We start from the raw sequence: 22,610 nt of genomic DNA on the forward strand, positions 1-22,610 counted from the left end.
AGCGTCTCCGCACATGACGGTCGTGCATCCGATCACCCGGGCCTGGATCACCACTGGCGGCACCGGCGCGCAGAACTACGACGAGTTCGCCGACGACGCGGAGATCACCGCGATCATCGAGGCGAACCCGCACAGTGCCCTCGGCATCGAGATGCCGCACCGGGCTCCGGAGAGCCTGGGCAGGTCCTTCCTCGACGCCCTGCCGGACGCGGTGACCCGGCTCGCCGAGGCCAAGGCCGACGGCAGCTACACGCCGGCGGAGCAGGTCGTGGTCCTCTACCGGATCAGCGCGCCGGGGGAGGAGAACGCGTACGGGCTCTTCGCCATGGTGGACACCGACCAGATCTCCACCCGGGCCGACGAGCCCGGCCTGGTCATCCGCAACGAGGACGTCTTCATCGCGAAGGTGCGGGAGCGGGTGGCGCTCGCCGAGGCCCTGGGGCACCTGCTGTCGCCCGTACTCCTGCTCCAGACCGGGCGCGGCGACGAGCTGCACGCCGCCCTCGCGGCGGCGACCGACGCGGCCGGCGCGCCGGCGGCGACCGACACCGACCAGGCCGGGCGCACCCACGCCATCTGGCTGCTCGGGCCGGGCCCGCGCCAGGACGAGCTGACCGCCCTGGCGGGCGGCGGGGAGCTGGTCGTGGCCGACGGCAACCACCGCAGCCTGGCCGCGCAGACCGGCGGGCTGCCGCGCTTCCTGTCGGTCATCACGACCCCGGCGTCGGTGGCGATCCAGCCCTACAACCGGCTGGTGAGCGAGCTGACCACCACCGCCGACGACCTGCTCGGCCGGCTCCGCGCCGCCGGCGCGGAGATCAGCCCGATCGACGGCCCGGTCGAGGTCCCGGCGGCCGGCGGCACCGTGCACCTCCGCCTCGCCGGCCAGGGGTACGCGGTCACCCTGCCGCACGTCGGCGACAACCGGCTGGAGAACCTGGACCACGCCCTGGTCGAGCGGCTGCTGCTGCGCGACGCGCTCGGGCTCGACCCGGGCGACAAGCGGATCACCTACGTCGGCGGCGACTACCCGGCGAGCTGGCTGACCGGCGAGGTCGACGCGGGCCGGGCCGAGCTGGCGGTGCTGGTCGCCCCGGTGACGGTGGACGACTTCGTCGCGGTCAACCTGGCGCGGGAGAAGATGCCGCGCAAGAGCACCTGGTTCACCCCGAAGGCCCGCGGCGGCCTGGTGGTCGCCGAGCTGTCCCGCTGACCTTGTGACGAATCCGCCTCCGGGACGCCGCCCGCGCGTCGTCCCGGAGGCGCGCCTGACAGACTGCGCGGTATGCGCGTCTACCTGGGATCCGACCACGCCGGTTTCGAGTTGAAGGTGCACCTGGTCAACCACCTGACCAAGGAGGGGCACGATGTGGTCGACGTCGGCCCGCACGCCTTCGACCCGGACGACGACTACCCGGCCTTCTGCCTGCACACCGGTGACCGGGTGGTGGCTGACGAGGGCAGCCTCGGGGTGGTCATCGGCGGCTCGGGCAACGGCGAGCAGATCGCCGCGAACAAGGTGGCCGGCGTCCGGGCGGCCCTCGCCTGGAGCATCGACACCGCCCAGCTGGCCCGCGAGCACAACGACGCGAACATCGTCGCGGTCGGCGCCCGCCAGCACACGCTGGACGAGGCCACCGCCATCGTCGAGGCGTTCCTGACGACCCCGTTCTCGGGCAACGAGCGGCACGCCCGCCGGATCGCCCAGGTGGCCGACTACGAGAGCACCCGCCAGCTCCCCACGCTGCCCTGACCGCCTGACCGCCTGACCGCTCGGCCGGTCGGCCGGGCGGGTCCGAGGGTGGTGGGATCGCCGTAGCTTCCGGACGGGCTGTGCCCCCTGTGGGGCGGTTCCCGCCAGGACCGGGGGTCAGCGGCGGGGGAGGTCCTCGCGGGGCGTCCAGTTGCGGCGGATGATCACCACGCGCTCCTCGGCCGTGGCCAGGTCCTCGTCCGTGGGGCGGGAGGCGTCGCGGGCCCGCATCGCGGCGGTCACGCTCACCTGGGACGAGCCGGGGCCGACGAGACCACGCAGGCCGCGGTCGCCCTCGTCACCCGGGCCGCCCCGGCGGGCACGCGGCGGCTCGGGGCCGTCGTGCACCCCGGCGGTCGTCGCGTCGGGGCCCCCGGTCGCGCCCGCGTCGCCGCTCGGGTGCCGTATCCGGCGCCGGCGTCGCTCCGTGTCACCCATCAGCCGACCGTACCGCCCCGGCCCGATCGGCGCTGGCTCGCGCGTCCGGCGCTGGCTCGCGGGTCCGGTGCCGGCTTGCGCGTCCGGTGCCGGCTTGCGGGTCCGGCGTCGGCTTGTGGGTCCGGCGTCGGCTTGCGGGTCCGGCGCTGTGCTCGCGCGTCCGGCGCTGGCTCGCGGGTTCGGCGTCGGCTTGCGGGTTCGGTGTCGGCTTGCGGGTCCCGCGTCGGCTCGCGCGTCCGGCGCGTGGCGCGCGGAGTGGCCGGGTGACCTCGGTCACGACGCCCCGGTCGTCGGCGCACGCGGGGTCGGCCGGCCCCGCCGTGGCCAGCGGATCGGGGCCCGTGCCCGGGTGCGGCCTCGGCGACCGGTTTGCGGGCTGGCTACCCTCGGAACGGACGGCGGCCGGTGGTTGCCGTCGGTCCAGGGGAGGGACGAGATGGTCGACCAGACGCAGCCGTGGGCCGAGCGGACCGTCGAGGTGCCGCCGCAGCCCGGTGCCGGGGTGCCGCCGCAGCGCGACGCGTACCAGCGGGGGGTGGCCTCGGTCGGGCAGTCCCGTACGACGCGCACCGAGCCGTTCCCCGTCGTTGAGCACGAGCCGACGGGCACCGGGTGGCCGGACGCGCCGGCCCCGCGCCGGCCGCTGAGCTGGCACGTCGAGCAGTTGAAGCGCGGCGGCGAGTGGAGTGCGGCCGGCGCGCTCTTCGCCTTCGTCTGCTGGGGGATCTGGGCGATCTCGGGCGGCGGGAACCTGGGCGGCCCGTTCCTGATCTTCCTGCTGAGCCTGCTGGTGGCCGTCGGCCTCTTCGCGTTGGCCCGACTGCTCGGCCGGGTGGTGCTGGAGCGGCAGCTGGGCCGGGTGCGGCGCAGCGCGCGCGGGGCGCACCTGGTGACGGCGGTCTTCCTGGCCGGTCTCGGGATCGCCTACCTCCAGCAGACCGAGTGGGTCGTGTCGGCCTGGAACTGGATCAGCAACAACTGACCGTACGCCCGGGCGGGCCGGCCTGCGCCGCCCGCCCGCGCGCCCGGTCGCGGCGTCTCGCGACCTCCGGTCGTTCCACCAGGTCGCCGGCTGCTTACCCGGCCGGCCGCGGTTCATCCGCGCCCGGCCGGAGCTGATCCGCAGCTCAGTGCTTCCCGCCGTGGCCCTCCGCGTCGGCCTTCGGGGAGGCCACCCGGGCCGCCGGGTCCTCGACGCCGGGCTCCCCGCCGTCCGGCGCCACCATTCCGTCGTAGTTGTAGACCGTGCCGTCCTCGCCGTGCTGCTTCGTGGTCCGGATGTAGCGGTGCATCATGCCGTCGATCTCCACCTCGAGCAGGGCGTCGCCGCCCGTGTCGATGGTGCTGCCGTCCCGGGGTCCGCCAACGAGGTGTGCCTTCTTGTTCGTGTCCATGTCCAGGCCCGTACCCGGGCGGTCCCGGCGCAAAACGGGCGATGCGCGTCCGGCGCGCCGAATCCTGGTCGGCTGCGGTATGACCGACGCGGGATGTGTCGGGGCATTGCTATCCATCGATAGATCTCCATAGGCTCCCGCCATCGGTTTCCGGCGTGCCGCCTCGGCCCGCCGCGAGGGTTCGGGAGGCTCCCATGGTCCGTTGGCGCACACTCGTCGGCCGGTTGGCCGCCGCGTTGGTGGCGGTCACCGCCGGCTCGTTCGTCCTGGCCGTTCCGGCCTCCGCCAAGCCCGGGCCCGAGGTGACCCCGTACGTCGTGGGCGGGACGCTGGCCGCGCAGGGCGAGTTCCCCTTCATGGTCCGGCTCTCCATGGGCTGCGGCGGTTCCCTCTACAGCCCGCGCCTGGTGCTGACGGCCGCACACTGCGTCGGCGGGACCGGTACGAACACCAGCATCACCGCCACCCTCGGCGTCGTGGACCTCCAGTCGTCGAGCCGGATCCAGGTGCGCTCGAACTACGTCTACCGGGCGCCCGGCTACAACGGCAACGGCAAGGACTGGGCGCTGATCCGGCTGGCCACGCCGGTCACCACGCTCCCGACGCTGAAGATCGCCACCAGCACCGCGTACGACAACGGCACCTTCACGGTCGCCGGCTGGGGCGCCACCCGCGAGAACGGCGCGCAGCAGCGCTACCTGCGCAAGGCCAGCGTGCCGTTCGTCAGCGACGCGACCTGCAACTCCTACTACGGCGGCCAGATCATCGCGAACGAGGAGATCTGCGCCGGCTACGCCAGCGGCGGCATCGATACCTGCCAGGGGGACTCGGGCGGCCCGATGTTCCGGCGCGACGCGAGCAACGCCTGGATCCAGGTCGGCATCGTGAGCTGGGGCAACGGCTGCGCCCGGCCCTCCTACCCCGGCGTCTACACGCAGGTGAGCACCTTCGCCCCGGCGATCGCCTCGGCGGCGGCGAGCCTCGGCGGCTGACCCGGAACCAACCCTGGGGGCCCGGCCGGCTCGTCCGGCCGGGCCCTCGTGCGCGTGCTCCGGCTGGCCTCTGCCCGTGCGCCAGCCCTGCGCGACGGCTGGCCCCTACCCGAGCGGCCCGCCCCGGCGACGGTCGGCCCGCGGCGGGCCGCTCGGGCCGCGGCTTCGACTTCAAGTGACAGAAGACCGAGGTGGCAGAAAGTCGCCTACGCCCCTTCTTCGATCGGTCCCCTAATGCCCGTGGCCGGCGATGGGGGCATGGATCAGCGCCGATAGGCGTAGGTGGCTTTGTCGCCTGTCGATCTCGCCTGTCGAGCACCTTCTTGCGGGTGGTGAGGGGTGCGGGTAGGGGTTACCACCCCCAGCCCCTGTTCGTAATGATCGGACTGTCGTATTTCGGGGTGTACGGGGAGGTAGTTCGTGGCACGCATGGGCGGGAATGGTCACTGCCGTTCGTTCAACGGGAACGGGAGGATGGACATCATGGCCCGTGACGACGACACGGGTGAACTGCTGGTCTTCCCGCACAGCGGCAGCTTCCGTGGTGGCGACACATACGACGAGCCCGTGCTGATCAGCACCGACTTCCATCCGTATCGCAACTACGGGATGGTCCGTCCCATCGACGTCAACGGCAACGGCTACGCCGACGTCATCGGCGTGAGCATGCGACACATGAACGAGACGCACGGGATCTTCCTCTATCCGAACAGGGGTGGGCTGAACGGTCTCGACACCCTCGGCGATCCGATCCGCATCTCCGGCGCCCGGGACGACAAGAAGTGGGAGACGCTCGGCATCGCCGACGTGGACCTGGACGGCTGTGACGACATGTTCGGCCGCGAGCAGGACGCGGGCCACGTCGACGCGTTCTTCAACAAGCGCCAGGTCACGCAGAACGAGACGTACGACCGCACCGCGCACCGCCTGGTGACGATCGACGTCGAGGACTTCCCGCTGGCGATGGCCGACTTCACCGGCACCGGCCGGCCCGACCTGCTGGTCCGCCGCGCCAACGGCGACCTCGACCTGTACGAGTTCGCGCACGACACCTCCGGCGAGGGCCCGTGGTGGCGCGGCGAGGGCCAGTGGTTCACGCTCGGCAAGGGCTGGCAGGAGTTCGCGCACATCACGGTGACCGACATCGACCTCGACGGCCGGCCGGACCTGCTGGCCGTACGCGCCGACGGCACGCTCGTCGTGCACCTGCACAACGGCAAGTTCGACGCGGAGCGGCCCTCGGCCACGTTCTCCGCGCCCGAGGTGCTCGCGACGGGTTGGCAGAAGTACTCGGTGGTGAGCTGACGTAGGCCGCCGGCTGGAGGCCGGCCGCCCGCTGAGGGCCGGCCGGCTCGGTGACGCCAGCTTCTGTCCGGCAGAGGCAATCTCGGTGTTCGACGCGCGGGCCGGTGCACAGACCGTCTCGACGAGGTGACGGCGGCCGGGTCCCGCGCCCGGCTCCCGGCCACGCGGCGACACCACCGGTCCGGCCCGGCGACATCCCGCACCCGCGAACGACCGGCTGAAGCACCGGTGACCCCAGGACATCTCGAAACGGCTGCCGCGCCTTCGCGTGGGGAGCGCCCGACGCCCCGCCGCCGCGTGCGAGCGCCCCGGCCGCCGCGCTTTCGTGTGGAGGGCGCCCGGCCGCCACGCTTTCATGTGGGGGTGCCCTGCCGTCCCGCCGCCGCGTGCGAGCGCCCCGGCCGCCGCGCTTTCGTGTGGGGAGCATCCTGCCGTCCCGCCGCTCGCGTGGGGCGCCCGGCCGCCGCGCTATCGCGTGGGGAGCGCTCGGCCGCCCCGCCTTCGCGTGCGAGCGCCCCGGTGATCAGGACGCCATGGACGTTATCCGGCCGTTTTAAGGTCCATGGCGTCCTGATCAGCATTGGCTGGGGCGGCGTTCCTGGATTGCGTCAGTTATTAGCCGGACAATTCGGGCGGGGTGCCGCACTGCGTCGTCCGCCTTGAAGCGCAGCGCCAACCAGCCCGCCGCGCGTAGTGCGTTGAGCCGAGCCATGTCGCGCTGGAAGTGGCTGCGTTCCGGTGGTGGTCACCCTCGTGCTTGATCAGCCCACCGGCCCCGGGTACGCCCGGGGCCGGTGGGCCTTTTCCGTTCCGGAGTGGCCGTTCCCGCCCGGGCGGGCCGTTCCCGTCCGGGCGGGGTGGGCCTTCTCCGGTCGGGACTGTTTCCGGTCCGGGCGGGACGGGTCGTTCCCGATCTGGGCGGGACGGCCGTCCCCGGTCGGGCTGCTCCCGGTCCGGTCGCGGCCTGCTTGCGGCCCCGGCGGGCGTCTCGTGCGTCCCGCGAACGGACCAGCCCTCCACCCGGTCCTGCGTCCCGCGAACGGACCAGCCCTCCACCCGGTCCTGCGTCCCGCGAACGGACCAGCCCCCCACCCCGTCGTCCGTCGGGGTGGGGGGCGGTCGTGGCTCGCCCGGGGGTCAGGCGTTGTCCAGCTCGCTGTCCAGGATGTCGAACAGGTCGTCCGCCGTGACCGAGGCGAGGTCCGTGGCCTCGGCCGGGCTGGACTTGTCGCGCCACCTGGTGAGCAGCCGTTGCAGGGCCGCGGCGATGTCCGTCTCCGCCGTCTGCGCCGCGTCCACCAACTCCAGCGTCGCCTCGACCCTGGCGATGCTGTCGACGAGGGTGCGCAGGTTGAGCTGCGCCTGGTTGCCGCCCAGCTCCCCGATGAGGTGCTCCACGAGCGCCGCGGGCGTGGGGTGGTCGAACGTCAGCGTCGCCGGCATCCGCAGGCCGGTGGCCTGGTTGAGCCGGTTGCGCAGCTCCACCGCCGTCAGCGAGTCGAAGCCCAGCTGCTTGAATGCCTGGTCCGCCGCGATGGTCTCCACCGAGCCGTGGGCCAGCACGGCGGCCACGTTCGTGCGTACCAGGGTCAGCAGCACCTCGCGCTGCTCCGGCTCGGCGAGGCCGGCCAGCCGGCTGGACAGCGACGCCGCGCTGCCGGCCGAGGGGGCGCGCCGGGGGCGGGTGAAGGAGCGCAGCGGTGCCGGCGCCGACGTGCTCGTGCGCAGGACGCCCACGTCCAACCTGATCGGGACCAGGCACGGCTCGTCGGTCCGGCAGGCCGCGTCGAACAGCGCGAGGCCTTCCTCGACGGTGTGCGCCCGCACGCCGGTGCGCCCGATGCGGGCGAGGTCGGCCTCGGTGAGCCCACCGGTCATCGCGCCACCGCTGCGCCACAGGCCCCAGGCCAGCGACGTCGCCGTGAGGCCGGATGCCCGACGCCGGGCGGCGAGCGCGTCCAGGAAGGCGTTCGCCGCCGCGTAGTTCGCCTGGCCGGCCGTGCCCAGCACCCCGGTCGCCGAGGAGAACAGCACGAACATCTCGACGTCGCCGGCCAGCTCGTGCAGGTTGAGCGCCGCGTCGACCTTCGCCCGCAGCACCGCGTCCACCCGTTCCGGCGTGAGCGACTCGACCGTACCGTCGTCCAGCACGCCCGCGGCGTGCACGACGCCGACCAGGTCGGGCAGGGACGCCAGGAGGTCCGCCAGCGCGGCCCGGTCGGCGGCGTCGCAGGCGGCGACCGTGATCCTGGCGCCCAGCGACTCCAGCTCGGCCGTCAGCTCCGCGGCGCCCGGCGCGGCCGGGCCACGGCGGGAGGTCAGCACGAGGTGCCGCGCCCCGTGCGCGGTGACCAGGTGGCGGGCGAGTTCCGCGCCCAGTGCTCCGGTGCCGCCGGTGACGAGCACGGTGCCCGCCGGGTCGAACAGGCGGCGGTCCGAGGCGGCCGCGAACGTCGTGAGCCGCGGCACGGTCGGCACCCCGTCGCGGACGGCCACCTGTGGTTCCCCGGTCGCGACGGCCGCGCCGACGAGAGCCGGGTCGTCGGTGTCGACGAGGACGAAACGATCGGGATGCTCGGTCTGTGCCGAGCGGACCAGGCCCCAGACCGCCGCGCCCGCCGGGTTCGTGCCGTCGGTGGCGCCCTGGGACACGAACACCAGCGGGGAGCGGTCGCCGGGCAGCCACTCCTGGACCGCCGTGAGCGCGTCGTGCACGGCGGCCCGTACCGCCTCGGCGTCCGTGCCGGTCCCGACCTGGAACACGTCGAAGGTGCCGGCGGGGGCCACGGGCGTGGGGACGGGCTGCCACTCCAACCGGTGCAGCCCGTCCGGACCGGCGGTGGTGCGCAGCTGCTCGATGGTCACCGGGCGCGCGACCAGGGACTCGACCGTGGCCACCGGCATGCCGGTGCCGTCGGCGAGCGCCAGGGCGTAGGCGTCGCCGGCGGTGGGCGTGATCCGCACCCGCAGGGCCGTCGTCCCGGTGGTCAGCACTCGTACGCCGTGCCAGCTGAACGGCAGGCGCAGCGGACCGTCGGCCCCGGTGGCCAGGGAGATCGGGTGCAGGGCCGCGTCCAGCAGCGCCGGATGCAGTCCGAAGCGACCCGCCGGCGCGTCGACGGGGAGCGCGACCTCCGCGAGCAGTTCGTCGCCGCGCCGCCAGGCCGCCACCAGTCCCCGGAACGCGGGGCCGTAGTCGACGCCGAGGTCGGCGATGCGGTCGTACAACTCCTCGACCGGGGCCGGCACGGCGTCGGCGGGCGGCCACTCACCGGCCCAGCCGGCCTCGGCCTCCCCTGCGGCGTCGAGCAGCCCGCTCGCGTGCTGCGTCCACGGCTCGCCGTCGAGCGCGTCCTCGCGCCGGGAGTGCACCCGCAGCGGCCGGCGCCCGGCCTCGTCGGGCTCCCCGACCTCCACCTGCACCCGTACCGCGCCGTCGGCCGGCAGCACCAGCGGCGCGTGCAGGGTCAGCTCCTCGATGCGGTCGAGGTCGACGTGCTCGGCGGCCCGCCGCGCGAGTTCGACGAACGCGGCACCCGGCAGCAGGACCGTGCCGAGGACGGCGTGGTCGGCGAGCCAGGGCTGTTCGCGCAGGGAGAGCCGGCCGGTGAGCACGCTCCGCTGGGAGTCGGCGAGCGCCAGCACCGCTCCGAGCAGCGGATGGTCCGCCGCCCCGAGCCCGAGCCCGGCGGCGTCCGCCGGCCCCTCGTCGGGGACCAGCCAGTACCGCTGGTGCTGGAACGCGTACGTCGGCAGCTCCACCTCGCGGGCGCCCGCCCGGTACGCGCCGGCGTCGGGGCCGGTCCCGGCGGTGAAGAGTCGTCCGACGGCCCTGCCGAGGGTCGCGGTCTCGGGTTGCCCCCGGCGGGCGGTGGCGATGGCGGTGGCGTCGCCGGTGGCGGCGGCCGTGGCGAGGACGGTGTCGGGGCCGATCTCGAGGAAGGTGCCGACGTGGTGCGTGCCGGCGAGAGCCTCGACGGCCTCGTGGAAGCGGACGGTGTGGCGCAGCTGGGTGACCCAGTGGTCGGGGGTGGAACGCAGCGGTCGGCCGTCGACGGTGGAGATGACGGGAACGGTGGGCTCCCGGTGGGTGATGGAGTCGGCGACGGCTCGGTAGTCGTCGAGGACGGGGTCCATCAGGTGGGAGTGGAAGGCGTGCGAGACGGTGAGCCGCTTCGTTCGGTGGCCCTGCGCGGCGAGTGCCTCGGCGGTCGCTAGGGTGGCGGCCTCGTCGCCGGAGAGGACGAGGTCGGTGCCGGTGTTGACGGCGGCGACGCCGACCACGTCGGAGAGGTACGGGGTGACCTGTTCCTCGGTGGCCTGCACGGCGACCATGGCGCCCCCGGTGGGGAGGGCCTGCATGAGCCGGGCGCGGGCGGCGACGAGTTTCGCGGCGTCGGCGAGGTCCCAGACGCCGGCGACGTGGGCGGCGGCGAGTTCGCCGATGGAGTGTCCGGCGAGGTGGTCGGGGCGGATGCCCCAGGATTCGAGGAGCCGGTAGAGGGCGACCTCGAAGGCGAACAGGGCGGGTTGGGTGTAGCCGGTCTGGTGCACCTCGTCGGTGTCGATGACCTTGCGCAGCGGTTGGTCGAGGTGCGCGTCGAGGGCGGCGCAGACCTCGTCGAACGCGGTGGCGAAGACGGGGTACGCGGCGGCGAGTTCGCCGCCCATGCCCAGCCGCTGCGCGCCCTGCCCGGTGAACAGGAACGCCAACCTGCCGGCCCCGGGGGTGCCGGTGACCAGGTTGGCGGCCTCCTGGCCGGCGGCCAGCGCGGCGAGGCCGTCGAGGAGTTCCCGCCGGTCGGTCCCGACGACGGCGGCCCGCTGTGTGAACCGGACCCGGGCGGCCAGGGAGCGCGCGACGTCGGCGTCCGGCAGTTCGGGGCGGGCCGCGAGGTGGTCGTGCAGGCGGCGGGCCTGCTCCCGCAGGGCCTGCTCCGAGCGGGCGGACAGCAGCCACGGCAGGGCCTGCGGCGGCGTGCCGGCGTCGGCGCTGTCGGCCTCGGCGGGCGGCTCCTCGATGATCACGTGCGCGTTCGTGCCGCTGACGCCGAACGACGACACCCCGGCGCGGCGCGGGTGGCCGTTGCGCTGCCACTCGGCCGGCTCGGTCAGCAGCGCGACCGAGCCCGCCGACCAGTCGACCTTCGGCGACGGCTCGTCGACGTGCAGGGTGCGCGGGAGCAGCCCGTGCCGCAGGGCGAGGACCATCTTGATGACCCCGCCGACGCCGGCGGCGGCCTGGGCGTGGCCGATGTTGGACTTGAGCGAGCCCAACCAGAGCGGGCGTTCGCGGTCCTGGCCGTAGGTGGCGAGGATGGCCTGGGCCTCGATGGGGTCGCCCAGGGAGGTGCCGGTGCCGTGCGCCTCGATGGCGTCCACCTGGTCGGCCGACAGCCCGGCGTTGGCCAGCGCCGACCGGATGACCCGCTGCTGCGAGGGCCCGTTGGGGGCGGTGAGGCCGTTGGAGGCGCCGTCCTGGTTGACGGCCGAGCCGCGTACCACCGCCAGTACGCGGTGGCCGTTGCGGCGGGCGTCGGAGAGCCGTTCGACCACCAGCACGCCGACGCCCTCCGCCCAGCCGGTGCCGTCCGCGGCGGCGGCGAACGACTTGCACCGGCCGTCGGGGGCGAGGCCCCGCTGCTTGGAGAACTCGACGTACAGGCTGGGGGTGGACATGACGGTCACGCCGCCGGTCAGCGCGAGGGAGCACTCGCCGGAGCGCAGCGCCTGCACGGCGAGGTGCAGGGCGACCAGCGACGACGAGCAGGCGGTGTCGACGGTGACCGCCGGCCCCTCCAGCCCGAACGTGTACGCCACCCGGCCCGAGGCGACGCTGCCCGCGGTTCCGGTGCCCAGGAACCCCTCGACACCGTCGGGTACGGCGCTCGCCCCGGCGGCGTAGTCGTGCGTCATGAGGCCGGTGAACACGCCGGTGGCTGAGCCGCGCAGCGCGTCCGGCCGGAGGCCGGCGTTCTCCAGCGCCGCCGAGCAGGTCTCCAGGAAGATCCGCTGCTGCGGGTCCATCGCGAGCGCCTCGCGGGGGCTGATGCCGAAGAACTCCGCGTCGAATCCGGCCGCGTCGAGCAGGAATCCGCCCTGGTCGACGTAGCTGGTGCCGGGGGTGTCCGGGTCGGGGTCGAACAGCGTGTCCAGCGACCAGCCGCGGTCGGTCGGGAAGCCGCTGATGCCTTCGCGGCCGTCGAGCAGCAGCTGCCACAGCTCGTCGGGTGAGGTGACGCCGCCGGGGTAGCGGCAGGCCATGCCCACGATCGCGATGGGTTCGTCGGTGGGGCGGGCGGCGACCGCCGCCACGACGGGCCGAGGTTCGTCCTCCCGGTCACCCAGCTCGCCCCGCAGGTACTCGACGAGGGCCTCCGGGGTGGGGTAGTCGAAGGTCAACGTCGCGGGCAGCCGCAGCCCCGTCGCGGTGTTGAGCCGGTTGCGCAGCTCGACGGCCATCAGCGAGTCGAAGCCGAGCTGGCGGAACGGTTCGGCCACGGAGACGGCGTCCGCGTCCGGCTGGGCGAGCACGGTCGCGACCTGCGTACGCACGATGTCGAGCAGCAGCCCGCGCTGCTCCTCCTCGCTGCGCCCGGCCAGCTCGCGGGCCAGCGCGGTGGCGCCCGGCCGGGTCGCGGCCTGCCGCCGGCGCGGCACCCTGGCCAGGCCGTGCAGCGGCGGCGCGGCGTTCGTGGCGGCGCGTACCGCGGCGACGTCGATGGTGACGGGCACCAGGTGCGCGAGGTCCGAGCGGCACGCGGCGTCGAACAGCGCGAGCCCTTCCTCGACGCTGTGCGGGAGGAGACCGCCGCGCGCGATGCGGGCCAGGTCGGTCTCGCCGAGCTGACTGGTCATCGCGCTGGCCTCGGCCCACAGGCCCCAGGACAGCGAGGTGGCGGCCCGGCCCTCGGCCCGGCGCTGTGCGGCCAGGGCGTCGAGGAACGCGTTCGCCGCCGCGTAGTTCGCCTGCCCCGCGGTGCCGATGACGCTCGCGACGGAGGAGTAGAGCACGAACAGGTCGACGTCGCCGGCCAGCTCGTGCAGGTTGAGCGCGGCGTCGAGCTTGGGTCGCAGGACGGCGTCGAGGCGGTCGGGCGTGAGCGACTCCAGGATGCCGTCGTCGAGCACGCCTGCGGTGTGCACCACGCCCACCAGCGGCCGGGCGAGCCCGTCGAGCAGCGCCGACAGCGCGTCGCGGTCGGCGGTGTCGCACGCGACGACGTCGACCGTGGTGGCGCCGAGGGCGGTCAGCTCCTCGGCCAACGCGGCGGCGCCCGGCGCGTCCAGGCCCCGGCGGGAGGCGAGGACCAGGTGTTCCGCGCCGTGCCGGGTGACCAGGTGGCGGGCGAGCGCGGCGCCGAGCGTGCCGGTGCCACCGGTGATCAGGACGGCCCCCGTCGGGTCGAACAGCGCGCCGTCCTGGGTGGCGGCGGCGTGCCGCGCGAGCCGCGGCACGGTCAGCGCCCCGTCGCGGACGGCGAGCTGCGGCTCCCCGGTGGCGAGCGCGGCGGCGAGGGCGCGCTCCGACTTGTCGGTGCCGTCGGTCTCGACGAGGACGAAGCGGTCCGGGTGCTCGGTCTGGGCGGAGCGGACCATGCCCCACGCCGCCGCGCCCGCGAGGTCGCCGCCGCGGGTGACCACGGCCAGCCGCGCGGTGCCGGCCGCGGCCCGCTGGAGCGTCGCCAGCGTGTCGTGGAGGGACTGTCGTACGGCGTCGGCGGTGTCGCCCGCCTCGACCCGGAACACCTCGACGTCGGGCGTGCCGGTGCCGGTCGGGGCGGCCACGGGCACCCAGTCCGTGCGGTACAGCGCGGCGGTGGGGCCGCTCGCGCCGGCCAGGCCGTCCGTCGTGACCGGCCGGACCGCGACCGCGTCGGCGCTCAGCACCGGGTTGCCGTCGTCGTCGGTGGTGCTCACCCGCAGGGTGTTCTCGCCGGCCGGGGTCAGCCGGACCCGCAGCGCCGAGGCCCCGCGGCGGTGCAGCCGCACCCCCCGCCAGGAGAAGGGCAGCCAGGCCCGGCCCGCCGGGTTCCCGCCGCCGTCGAGGTGCAGCACGAGCGGGTGCATGGCGGCGTCGAGCAGCGCCGGGTGTACGCCGTAGCGCACGGCGGCCGGCTCGTCCTCGGTGCGCAGGGTGGCCCGGGCGAACAGCTCGTCGCCGCGCCGCCACACCTCCTGGACGCCCTGGAAGGCGGGGCCGTAGCAGAATCCGCGCGCCAGCAGCCAGCCGTAGAAGTCGCCGACGTCGACGGGCTCCGCGCCGGCTGGCGGCCACTCGTCGACCACCGGGGCCGGCGCGGGTGCGTCGGCCAGCGTGCCCGAGGCGTGGCACGTCCACTCCGCGCCCGGCGGCTGCCCGGCCGGCTGGGAGTACACGCCGAACTCGCGGCGGCCCTGCTCGTCGGGTCGGCCGACCCACACCTGGAGGTTGACCCGCTGCTCCTCGGTCAGCGTCAGCGGGGCCTGGAGGGTGAGTTCCTCGATCGTGCCGCTGCCGGTGTGCTCGGCGGCGTGCGCGGCCAGTTCGAGGAACGCGGTGCCGGGCAGCAGGACCGTGTCGAGGACGGCGTGGTCGACCAGCCACGGCTGCTCGCGTAGGGAGAGCCGCCCGGTGAGCACGAGCCGGTCGGTGTCGACGACGCCCAGCACCGCGCCGAGCAGCGGGTGGCGTGCCGCGGTGAGGCCGGCCGTGCCCACGTCGCCCCCGGCGGTGGGCCGCAGCCAGTACGACCTCCGCTGGAACGGGTACGTCGGCAGCGGCACCTCGCGGGCGCCGGGGAAGTAGGCGTCGGCGTCGGGGCTGGTCCCGACGGTGAAGAGGTGGCCGACGGCCCGGGCGAGGCTGTGCGTCTCGGGCTGCCCCCGGCGCATGGTGGCGATGCCGGTGGCGTCGCCGGTGGTGGTGGCGAGGACGGTGTCGGGGCCGATCTCGAGGAAGGTCTCGACGCGGCCGGCGGCGGTGAGGGCGGCGACGGCGTCGTGGAAGCGTACGGCCCGGCGGACCTGGGTGACCCAGTGCTCGGGCGTGGAGCGCAGCGGCTGCCCGTCGACCGTGGAGATCAGCCCGATGCGGGGTTCGTGGTGGGTGATGGACGCGGCGACGGCGCGGTAGTCGTCGAGCATCGGGTCCATCAGGTGGGAGTGGGCGCCCAGTGGGATCGGCAGCCGCTTGGTCTTGTGCCCGAGCGCGGCGAGCTGTTCGGCGGCGGCGAGGGTGGCGGCCTCGTCGCCGGAGATGACCAGGTCGGTGGGGGTGTTGATGGCGGCGATGCCGACCTGCTCGCTCAGGTACGGGGTGACCTGCTCCTCGGTGGCCTGCACGGCGACCATCACGCCGCCCAGCGGCAGGGCCGCCATGAGGGTGGCGCGTGCGGCGACGAGCTTCGCGGCGTCGGCGAGTGACCAGACACCGGCCACGTACGCGGCGGAGAGCTCGCCGAGGGAGTGCCCCGCCACGAAGTCGGGGCGGATGCCCCACGACTCGACGAGCCGGTGGAGGGCGACCTCGAAGGCGAACAGGGCCGGCTGCGTGTACGCGAAGCGGTGCAGGTCGTCGCTGCGGATGATCTCGCGTACCGGCTTGTCCAGGTGGCGGTCCAGCTCGGCGCAGGCCTCGTCGAAGGCGTCCGCGAAGACGGGGTACGCGGCGGCGAGTTCGGTGCCCATGCCGAGGTACTGGGCGCCCGTACCGGTGAACAGGAACGCCAGCCCGCCGGGGCGGGCGGTGCCGGTGAACACGTCGGCGGTGCCCTGACCGGCGGCGAGGGCGGCGAGGCCGTCGAGCAGGTCCTGCCGGTTGGCGCCGGTGACCGCGGCCCGGTGGCCGAAGGCGACCCGGGTGGTGACGAGGGACCGGCCGACGTCGGCGACCGACAGCTCGGGCCGGTCGGCGAGGTGGTCGTGCAGCCGGCGGGCCTGCTCCCGTACCGCCTGCTCGGAGCGCGCCGACAGCAGCAACGGCAGCACAGGCGGGGCGGCGGGGGCGTCGGCGGCCGGGGCGTCGGCGGCGGGCGGCTCCTCGATGATCACGTGCGCGTTCGTGCCGCTCATCCCGAACGACGAGACGGCGGCCCGGCGCGGCCGCTCGCCGGCGGGCCACGCGACCGGCTCGGTCAGCAGCGACACCGCCCCGGCCGACCAGTCCACCTTGCGGCTCGGCTCCGAGACGTGCAGGGTGCGCGGCAGCAGCCCGTTGCGCAGGGCGAGGACCATCTTGATCACGCCGCCGACGCCGGCGGCGGCCTGCGTGTGGCCGATGTTGGACTTGAGCGAGCCGAGCCAGAGTGGCTGTTCGCGGCCCTGGCCGTAGGTGGCGAGGATCGCCTGGGCCTCGATGGGGTCGCCCAGGGCCGTGCCGGTGCCGTGCGCCTCGAGTGCGTCCACCTCGCCGGCCGCGAGGCCCGCGTTGGCGAGCGCGGCGCGGATGACCCGCTGCTGCGAGGGCCCGTTGGGGGCGGTGAGGCCGTTGGAGGCGCCGTCCTGGTTGACGGCCGAGCCGCGGACGACCGCCAGTACGCGGTGGCCGTTGCGGCGGGCGTCGGAGAGCCGCTCGACCACCAGCACGCCGACGCCCTCGCCCCAGCCGGTGCCGTCGGCGTCGTCGGAGAACGCCTTGCACCGCCCGTCGGGGGAGAGGCCGTTCTGCCGGGAGAACTCGGTGAAGGTCTCCGTGCCGGCCATCACGGTCACGCCCCCCGCCAGGGCCATCGAGCACTCGCCGGAGCGCAGCGCGCGTACGGCCAGGTGCAGGGAGACCAGCGACGCCGAGCAGGCGGTGTCGACGGTCATCGCCTGGCCCTCCAGGCCCAGGGCGTACGCGACCCGGCCGGACGCCACGCTGCTCGCGGTGCCGGTGATGAGGTGGCCGTCGACCCCGTCCTCCTCGCTGTGCCCGAGCCGGCCGTAGTTCTGCACGTGCAGGCCCGTGAAGACGGCGGTGTCGCTGCCGCGCATCGAGGTCGGCGGGATGCCGGCGTGCTCCAGCGCCTCCCACGCGGTCTCCAGGAACACCCGCTGCTGCGGGTCCATCGCCAGCGCCTCGCGGGGGCTGATGCCGAAGAACTCCGCGTCGAACTCGTCCGCGTCGTGCAGGAAGCCGCCGGCGGTCGCGTTGCACGTGCCCGGCCCGTCGCCCGCGAACAGCGCCGCGAGGTCCCAGCCGCGGTTGGTGGGGAACTCGCCGATGACGTCCGTGCCGTCCGCGACCACCCGCCACAGGTCGTCCGGGGAGGTGATGCCGCCCGGGTAGCGGCAGGCCATGCCGACGATCGCGATCGGCTCGCTCTCGTCGTACGCCTCGACCGTGGCCGGCGCCGCCTCGGCCGTGCCCAGCCCCAGGGCGTCGAGCAGGTGGCCGGCGAGGATGTCCGGCGTCGGGTAGTCGAAGACCAGGCTCGCCGGCAGGCTGAGGCCGGTCGCGGCGCAGAGCCGGTTGCGCAGCTGCACGGCGATGAGCGAGTCGTAACCGAGTTGGCGGAACGGCGTCTCGCCGTCGATCGTCGCGGGCGCCTGGTCACCCAGGACCTCGCCGGTCGCGGCGCGTACGAGTTCGCGCAGCAGGCCGAGCCGGTCGTCCGCCGGGGACGCCAGTAGCCGCTCGGCCAGGGCGTTGCCGGCGCCGTCGGTGCCGGCGTCGGCGGCCAGCACGGGGCGCGCGGCGACGACGCAGGGCTCGCCCGAGGCCAGCGCGGCGTCGAGGAGGGCGCTACGTCGTGCCGCGGGGGGCCGGGCGAACCCTGGCGCGCTCCACGCCACGGAGACGCCGGGCAGGCCGAGCGCGCGCCGGTGCCGCACCAGCGCGTCGGCGGCGACGGTGGCGGCGACGTCGCGGCCGTCGGTGAGCAGCACGAGGTTGGCCGGGGCGCGCCCGAGCGGCGCGGTGTGCAGCGCCAGCGTCTCCTCGACCGTGAGGTCCACCGCCGCGACGGTGGTGACCGGCCGGTCGCCGAGCACGGCCGCCAGCGTCTCCGGGTCGAACGGCACGTCCGGGTGCACGCAGACCTCGGCGCCGAACGCCGCCAGCTCCGCCGGGGCGCCCGCCGGCACGTCGTCCGGCCCCACCAGGACCAGTTCGCGTACGTCGTGGGCCGCCACGAGGTGGCGGGTGAGCGCCGCGTCGTACGACCGGGCGACGAGCACGACCGTGCCCCGCAGCGGTGCGCCGCCGGGCAGGGCGGGGACGTCCGCGTACCGGGGCACGAGCAGTTCGCCCTCGCGTACGGCCAGCACGTCCTCGCCGCAGGCCACGGCCGCGCGCAGCTCCTCGGCGCCGACCCGGTCGGCGTCGAGCAGCACGAGCCGGCCGGGACGGCGGAGCTGGTGGGCCCGCGCGAGCGCCCAGGCGGCGGCCTGCCCGGGGGCCGCCTCGTCGTCGCCGTGCAGGCCGCCCCGGGTCAGTACGACCAGGCGCGAGTCCGCCGGGTGGTCCTCGTCGAGCACCCGCGCCAGCAGCTCGGACAGCGCGGTGTGGTCGGGGTAGCTGTCGACGGTCAGGTCGTCGTCGGTGAGGTCGGCGGTCAGCTCGGGCGGGCCCACGACCGCCCAGGCGAGCCGACCGGAGTCCGACTCGGAGCCGGGCTCCGGTGCCGGCTCCCAGCGCAGCGCGTGCAGCCGGTCGGGCAGCGACGAGGCCACGCCGACCAGGCGGGCGGGCAGCTCGGGGAGCCGGTGCCGGGCGGGGCTGCCGAGGGCGGTGCGGGGGATCTCCCGCACCAGGTACGTCTCGACCGGCACGGCCGCGGCGGGCAGTTCCGCGCGGCACCGCGCCAGCAGGCCGGCGGTGTCCACGTCGGACCCGACGACGAACGCGACCGGACCGTCGGGCCCGGCGAGGGCTGCCGCGTCGGCCACCCCCGCGACGCCGCGCAGCACCGCGTCGATCCGGTCCAGCCGGACCCGCTCGCCACCGACCTCGACCGCGTCGGCCAGCCGGCCGGTGACCGTGAGGTGCCCGGAGTCGTCGCGGCGGGCCAGGTCGCCCGTGCGGTACCAGCCGCCGCGCAGTGCCTCGGCCGTCTCGGCGGCGAGGTCGTGGTAGCCGCCGGCCATCACGTTCGGGCCGCTGACCCAGACCTCACCCTCCTGGCCGGGGCCCAGGTCGGCGCCCGATGCGGGGTCGACCACCCGCACGCTCAGGCCCGGCAGGGGCAGGCAGCGTCGTTCCGCGTCGCCGTTGGGCCAGCTCACCGCGATCAGGCCGGACGTCTCGGTGGTCACGTAGCCGGTGAGCAGCGGCGCGGCGAACGCGGCCTCGAAGGAACCGCGCAGCGCCGGGTCCACGGGGCCGACGGCCAGCGCGATTCGTACCCCCTGCGGGTCGGGGCCCGGGGCGTCCAGCAGGGCGCGGTGCGTCGCGCCGGCGCCCACCAGCACGGTGCTGCCCTGCGCGGCGAGCGTGGCCCGCAGCTCGGCGGGGGAGAGGCCGCCGGCGAGGCGTACCGACGCCCCCGCCGCGGTGGCGGCGAGGAGCTGCCCGAAGCAGGCGTGCACCGGCAGCATCCACAGCACCCGGTCGTCCGCCGTCCACCCGAGTCCGGCCACGTACGTTGCCGCGGCGGCGGGCCACAGCGCGTTGCGCTGCGTGGACAGCACGCCCTTGCGGCGGCCGGTCGTCCCCGCCGTCCAGGTGAGGAACGCCAGGTCGTCGAGGCCGGCGTCGTCCTGGGGTGGCGACGCCGGGTCGGTCGTCGCCAGATCCTCGAACGAGTGCCCGTCGCCGTCGTGCCCGCCGTCGACGACGAGGACCGACACGGACACCCGCGCCGCGTTGGCCGCGTCGGTGATGACCGCGTCGGCGCCGGCGTCCTCGACCAGCCGGGCCAGCTCGGCGTCGTCCAGGGCCGGGTCCAGCGGCACCGCGATGCCGCCGGCCCGGACGACGGCGAGGACGCCCTCCACCGCCGTGACGCCGTCGAGCAGGACGACGACGCGGTCCGCCGGCCACACGCCGAGGTCGGCGAGGTGGCCGGCGAGCCGCGCCGTTCGTATCTCCAGCTCCGCGTGGGTCACGTTCCGCCGCGAATCGGCGTACGCGACCTGGTTGCCGGACCGGTCGGCGTTGGTCCGGAGCAGTTCGGGCAGGGGCCGGAGCAGATCGGTACGCGGCATGGTTCAACAACCTCTTGTCGGATAGCAGTGGTGATGCGGACCGTGGGTGGGGATGCGCTCAGACCGTGACCGGAAGGGACACCAGGGCGGGCACCGGCGGCGTACGCCTGACCTTCAGCGACCCCCGGGGGGCGGCGAGCTCGATGTCCGGGAAACGGGTGCACAGCTCCCGGAGGGCGGGTCGGGGAACCGCTTCGGGGCGTCGTACGACGCGTACGGGCTCGCGAAGTGGTCGTCGTCCATCAGTTGCCGATGCCCGTGCACCGGGCACGTGTCCGCCATGTCGTCCTCGCTGTGATCGCTCGGAAGGAATCGCTGTCGGATGCGGTGCGCCGGGCGGGAGGGACCGCCCGCGCGCCCATGGTGCCCTCAGGCCGTCCACGCTCGGGTAACTGCCGGGACGACGGCCGTTGGTGCGGTGACGCCTCACCTCACGGGTACGGGTCCCGAATCGGGCCCGTGGGCCAGTTCTTCCGCTGTTACCGGGTGATGGACACGCGCTGATTACGTTCAGTTCGCACTCGTGCACAAGGAGGAACAGCGATGACGACGTCGCGGGCCAGGCCCAGCGCGGCCGATGGGCTGGCGAGCGCGGAGGGCGATTTCGTCCAGATCATCGACATGCCCCGGCGTCTTGCAGACGACGACGGCGGCATCGCCGAGTGCGAGGTGCGGATGGCGCTGGTCAACCCGCCCGGCATGCGTTCCCAGGCCGACGCGGCGTGAGCCGCCCCCACCCGTACGTCCACTGAGGAGGACTTGGTGACCGTTCAGTTGCGCACGCTCGTCGACGTGGCGCGCCGGCACGCCGTCCAGCAGCCGGACGCCGTCGCGATCATCTGCGAGGGCCGGCGCGTCGACTACGCCACCCTGCACCGCGTCAGCAACCAGGTGGCACGCGGCCTCCAGGCGGCGGGCCTGCGCCCCGGGGACCGCGTCGCCTACCTGGGCAGGGAGTCCGAGCACTTCTACGACCTGCTCTTCGGCGCCGCGAAGGCCGGCGTGGTGTTCGTGCCGATCAACTGGCGGCTGGCCGCCGGCGAGGTCGAGCACATCCTGCGCGACTCGGGCGCGGCCCTGCTCTTCGTCGACGCCGACTCGACCCCGGTCGCCGAGAAGCTGGCGCCGGAGCTGCCGATGCTGCGACAGGTGGTCGCGCTGGACGACGGCGGCGTGGCCCGCGCCGGCTTCGCGGCCTGGGTGTCGGCGCAGCCGGACGCGAACGTGCTGGCCAAGGTCACGTCCGACACGCCGTTGGCGCAGATGTACACCAGCGGCACGACGGGGCTGCCGAAGGGCGTCGTCCTCGCGCACCGCAGCTTCTTCGCGGTACGCGACGGGCTCGCCTCGGAGAACCTGGACTGGCTCGACCTGCGCGAGAGCGACGTCAGCCTCCTCTGCAACGGCGGCTTCCACATCGGCGGCCTGTCGTGGGCGGCGATGGGTTTCGCCGCGGGCGCCACGAACGTGCTGATGCGCGAGTTCAACACTGCGGGCGCGGTCGGGCTGATCAGATCGCTGCGCGTCACCACCATCCTCGCGGTGCCCTCGATGCTGCGACTGCTGCTCGCGGAGCCCGGCGTCACCAAGGCGGACTTCGCTTCGCTGCGGAAGATCGTCTACGGCAGCGCGCCCATCTCGACGGCGCTGCTGGCCCGCTGCATCGAGGGCTTCGGCTGCGAGTTCGCCCAGATCTACGGCCTGACCGAGACCGGCAACTCCGCCGTCTGCCTGCCCCCGGCCGACCACACCCCGGACGGCGGCAAGATGCAGTCGGCGGGGCTGCCGTACCCGGGCTTCGAGGTCAAGATCGTGGACGACAAGGGCGACCCGCTGCCGGCCGGCGAGGTCGGCGAGGTCTGGCTGCGTTCGCCGGGCGTGATGGTGGAGTACTGGAACCTGCCGGAGGCCACGGCGAAGACGCTCGTCGACGGCTGGGTCGTCACCGGTGACGCCGGCTTGCTGGACGAGGACGGCTACCTGTACATCCGGGACCGGATCAAGGACATGATCATCGTCTCGGGAGAGAACGTCTATCCCGTCGAGGTCGAGAACGTGATCAGCCGGCACCCGCTGGTCGCCGAGTCGGCGGTCGTGGGCGTGCCGGACGAGCGCTGGGGCGAGGCCGTCTACGCGTTCGTGGTGCCGGTGGAGGGGCAGCAGCTCACCGAGCGCGACCTGGCGCTGCACCTGCGCGGCCAGCTCGCCGGCTTCAAGCAGCCGCTGCACTACGAGTTCATCGACCGGGTGCCGCGCAACCCCAGCGGGAAGATCCTGCGGCGCGAGCTGCGGGAAAGGTTCTGGCAGGGGCACGACCGTCGGGTGAGCTGATCGCGATGACGGCGGTGACCAGCGAGCGGGACACCCGCGACCCGCTGCGCCGGCTCGAACGGCCCGCGCGTTGCTGGCTACCGTCCGTCATCGCGCCTGCTTGTCGGGTGGCGGGGGTGTCCGTTCGCGCCGCCGGTACACCTCCGCGCGTAACCGACGGTCCAGCGTGGAATCTCCGCGTACGCCGGCAGGTGGGCGAAGGATTCCCTGGTGGGAGGCCTGTCTGCCGGACGGGCGGCGCGCGGGGAGCGCGGTCACCACTTCCAAGTGACGGGAATCGATGTAGCA

Annotated in this window: 10 protein-coding genes; 7 read left to right on the plus strand and 3 right to left on the minus strand. The window is 74.6% G+C overall.

The features are described from left to right. Window positions 1-13: 13 nt before the first annotated feature. Entirely contained in the window at window positions 14-1,213 is a 1,200-nt protein-coding gene (locus ACLQ20_RS29375; protein ID WP_151457187.1) for a DUF1015 family protein, read from the plus strand. Between the two features lie 72 nt (window positions 1,214-1,285). Beyond that, window positions 1,286-1,753, plus strand: coding sequence for a ribose-5-phosphate isomerase (locus ACLQ20_RS29380; RefSeq protein WP_151457188.1), 468 nt, complete (start codon window positions 1,286-1,288; stop codon window positions 1,751-1,753). A gap of 117 nt (window positions 1,754-1,870) precedes the next feature. On the opposite strand, the gene ACLQ20_RS29385 is transcribed toward ACLQ20_RS29380, so the two are convergent. Further along, window positions 1,871-2,191 carry a hypothetical protein gene (locus ACLQ20_RS29385; protein ID WP_425858202.1) on the minus strand — a complete coding sequence of 107 codons (321 nt, stop codon included), beginning with the start codon at window positions 2,189-2,191 and terminating at the stop codon, window positions 1,871-1,873. A 436-nt stretch (window positions 2,192-2,627) separates the two neighbouring features. Between ACLQ20_RS29385 and ACLQ20_RS29390 the strand changes: the two genes are divergently transcribed. Next, window positions 2,628-3,173: a hypothetical protein gene (locus ACLQ20_RS29390; RefSeq protein WP_151457190.1), complete on the plus strand. Its 546-nt coding sequence runs from the start codon at window positions 2,628-2,630 to the stop codon at window positions 3,171-3,173. A 145-nt stretch (window positions 3,174-3,318) separates the two neighbouring features. Here ACLQ20_RS29390 and ACLQ20_RS29395 read toward each other — a convergent pair whose 3' ends face one another. Next, a complete protein-coding gene (locus tag ACLQ20_RS29395) occupies window positions 3,319-3,585 on the minus strand; it encodes a hypothetical protein (protein WP_151457191.1) in 267 nt (88 codons plus the stop codon). A 194-nt stretch (window positions 3,586-3,779) separates the two neighbouring features. Here ACLQ20_RS29395 and ACLQ20_RS29400 point away from each other — a divergent pair, with 194 nt between their 5' ends. Beyond that, complete coding sequence (locus ACLQ20_RS29400) at window positions 3,780-4,577, plus strand: S1 family peptidase (RefSeq protein ID WP_327029356.1); 798 nt, start codon at window positions 3,780-3,782, stop codon at window positions 4,575-4,577. A 483-nt stretch (window positions 4,578-5,060) separates the two neighbouring features. Then, window positions 5,061-5,882, plus strand: coding sequence for an FG-GAP-like repeat-containing protein (locus ACLQ20_RS29405; protein WP_192581577.1), 822 nt, complete (start codon window positions 5,061-5,063; stop codon window positions 5,880-5,882). A gap of 1,137 nt (window positions 5,883-7,019) precedes the next feature. Here ACLQ20_RS29405 and ACLQ20_RS29410 read toward each other — a convergent pair. Further along, window positions 7,020-19,991 (minus strand): SDR family NAD(P)-dependent oxidoreductase, encoded by a 12,972-nt coding sequence (locus tag ACLQ20_RS29410; RefSeq protein WP_425858203.1) that lies wholly within the window; start codon window positions 19,989-19,991, stop codon window positions 7,020-7,022. A gap of 543 nt (window positions 19,992-20,534) precedes the next feature. Here ACLQ20_RS29410 and ACLQ20_RS29415 point away from each other — a divergent pair. Further along, window positions 20,535-20,717: a hypothetical protein gene (locus ACLQ20_RS29415; RefSeq protein WP_151454973.1), complete on the plus strand. Its 183-nt coding sequence runs from the start codon at window positions 20,535-20,537 to the stop codon at window positions 20,715-20,717. 36 nt (window positions 20,718-20,753) lie between these two features. Then, complete coding sequence (locus ACLQ20_RS29420) at window positions 20,754-22,322, plus strand: fatty acid--CoA ligase (RefSeq protein WP_327029353.1); 1,569 nt, start codon at window positions 20,754-20,756, stop codon at window positions 22,320-22,322. Window positions 22,323-22,610: the final 288 nt, after the last annotated feature.

This window comes from Micromonospora sp. DT46 (assembly GCF_049841735.1).
GTDB lineage: Bacteria > Actinomycetota > Actinomycetes > Mycobacteriales > Micromonosporaceae > Micromonospora > Micromonospora reichwaldensis.

Bases quoted from the DNA above. Each gene is read 5' to 3' on its own strand.
- ACLQ20_RS29405 (WP_192581577.1), top strand. From the start codon at position 5,061: ATGGCCCGTGACGACGACACGGGTGAACTGCTGGTCTTCCCGCACAGC.
- ACLQ20_RS29415 (WP_151454973.1), top strand. From the start codon at position 20,535: ATGACGACGTCGCGGGCCAGGCCCAGCGCGGCCGATGGGCTGGCGAGC.
- ACLQ20_RS29400 (WP_327029356.1), top strand. From the start codon at position 3,780: ATGGTCCGTTGGCGCACACTCGTCGGCCGGTTGGCCGCCGCGTTGGTG.
- ACLQ20_RS29395 (WP_151457191.1), bottom strand. From the start codon at position 3,585: ATGGACACGAACAAGAAGGCACACCTCGTTGGCGGACCCCGGGACGGC.
- ACLQ20_RS29390 (WP_151457190.1), top strand. From the start codon at position 2,628: ATGGTCGACCAGACGCAGCCGTGGGCCGAGCGGACCGTCGAGGTGCCG.
- ACLQ20_RS29380 (WP_151457188.1), top strand. From the start codon at position 1,286: ATGCGCGTCTACCTGGGATCCGACCACGCCGGTTTCGAGTTGAAGGTG.
- ACLQ20_RS29410 (WP_425858203.1), bottom strand. From the start codon at position 19,991: ATGCCGCGTACCGATCTGCTCCGGCCCCTGCCCGAACTGCTCCGGACC.
- ACLQ20_RS29385 (WP_425858202.1), bottom strand. From the start codon at position 2,191: ATGGGTGACACGGAGCGACGCCGGCGCCGGATACGGCACCCGAGCGGC.
- ACLQ20_RS29375 (WP_151457187.1), top strand. From the start codon at position 14: ATGACGGTCGTGCATCCGATCACCCGGGCCTGGATCACCACTGGCGGC.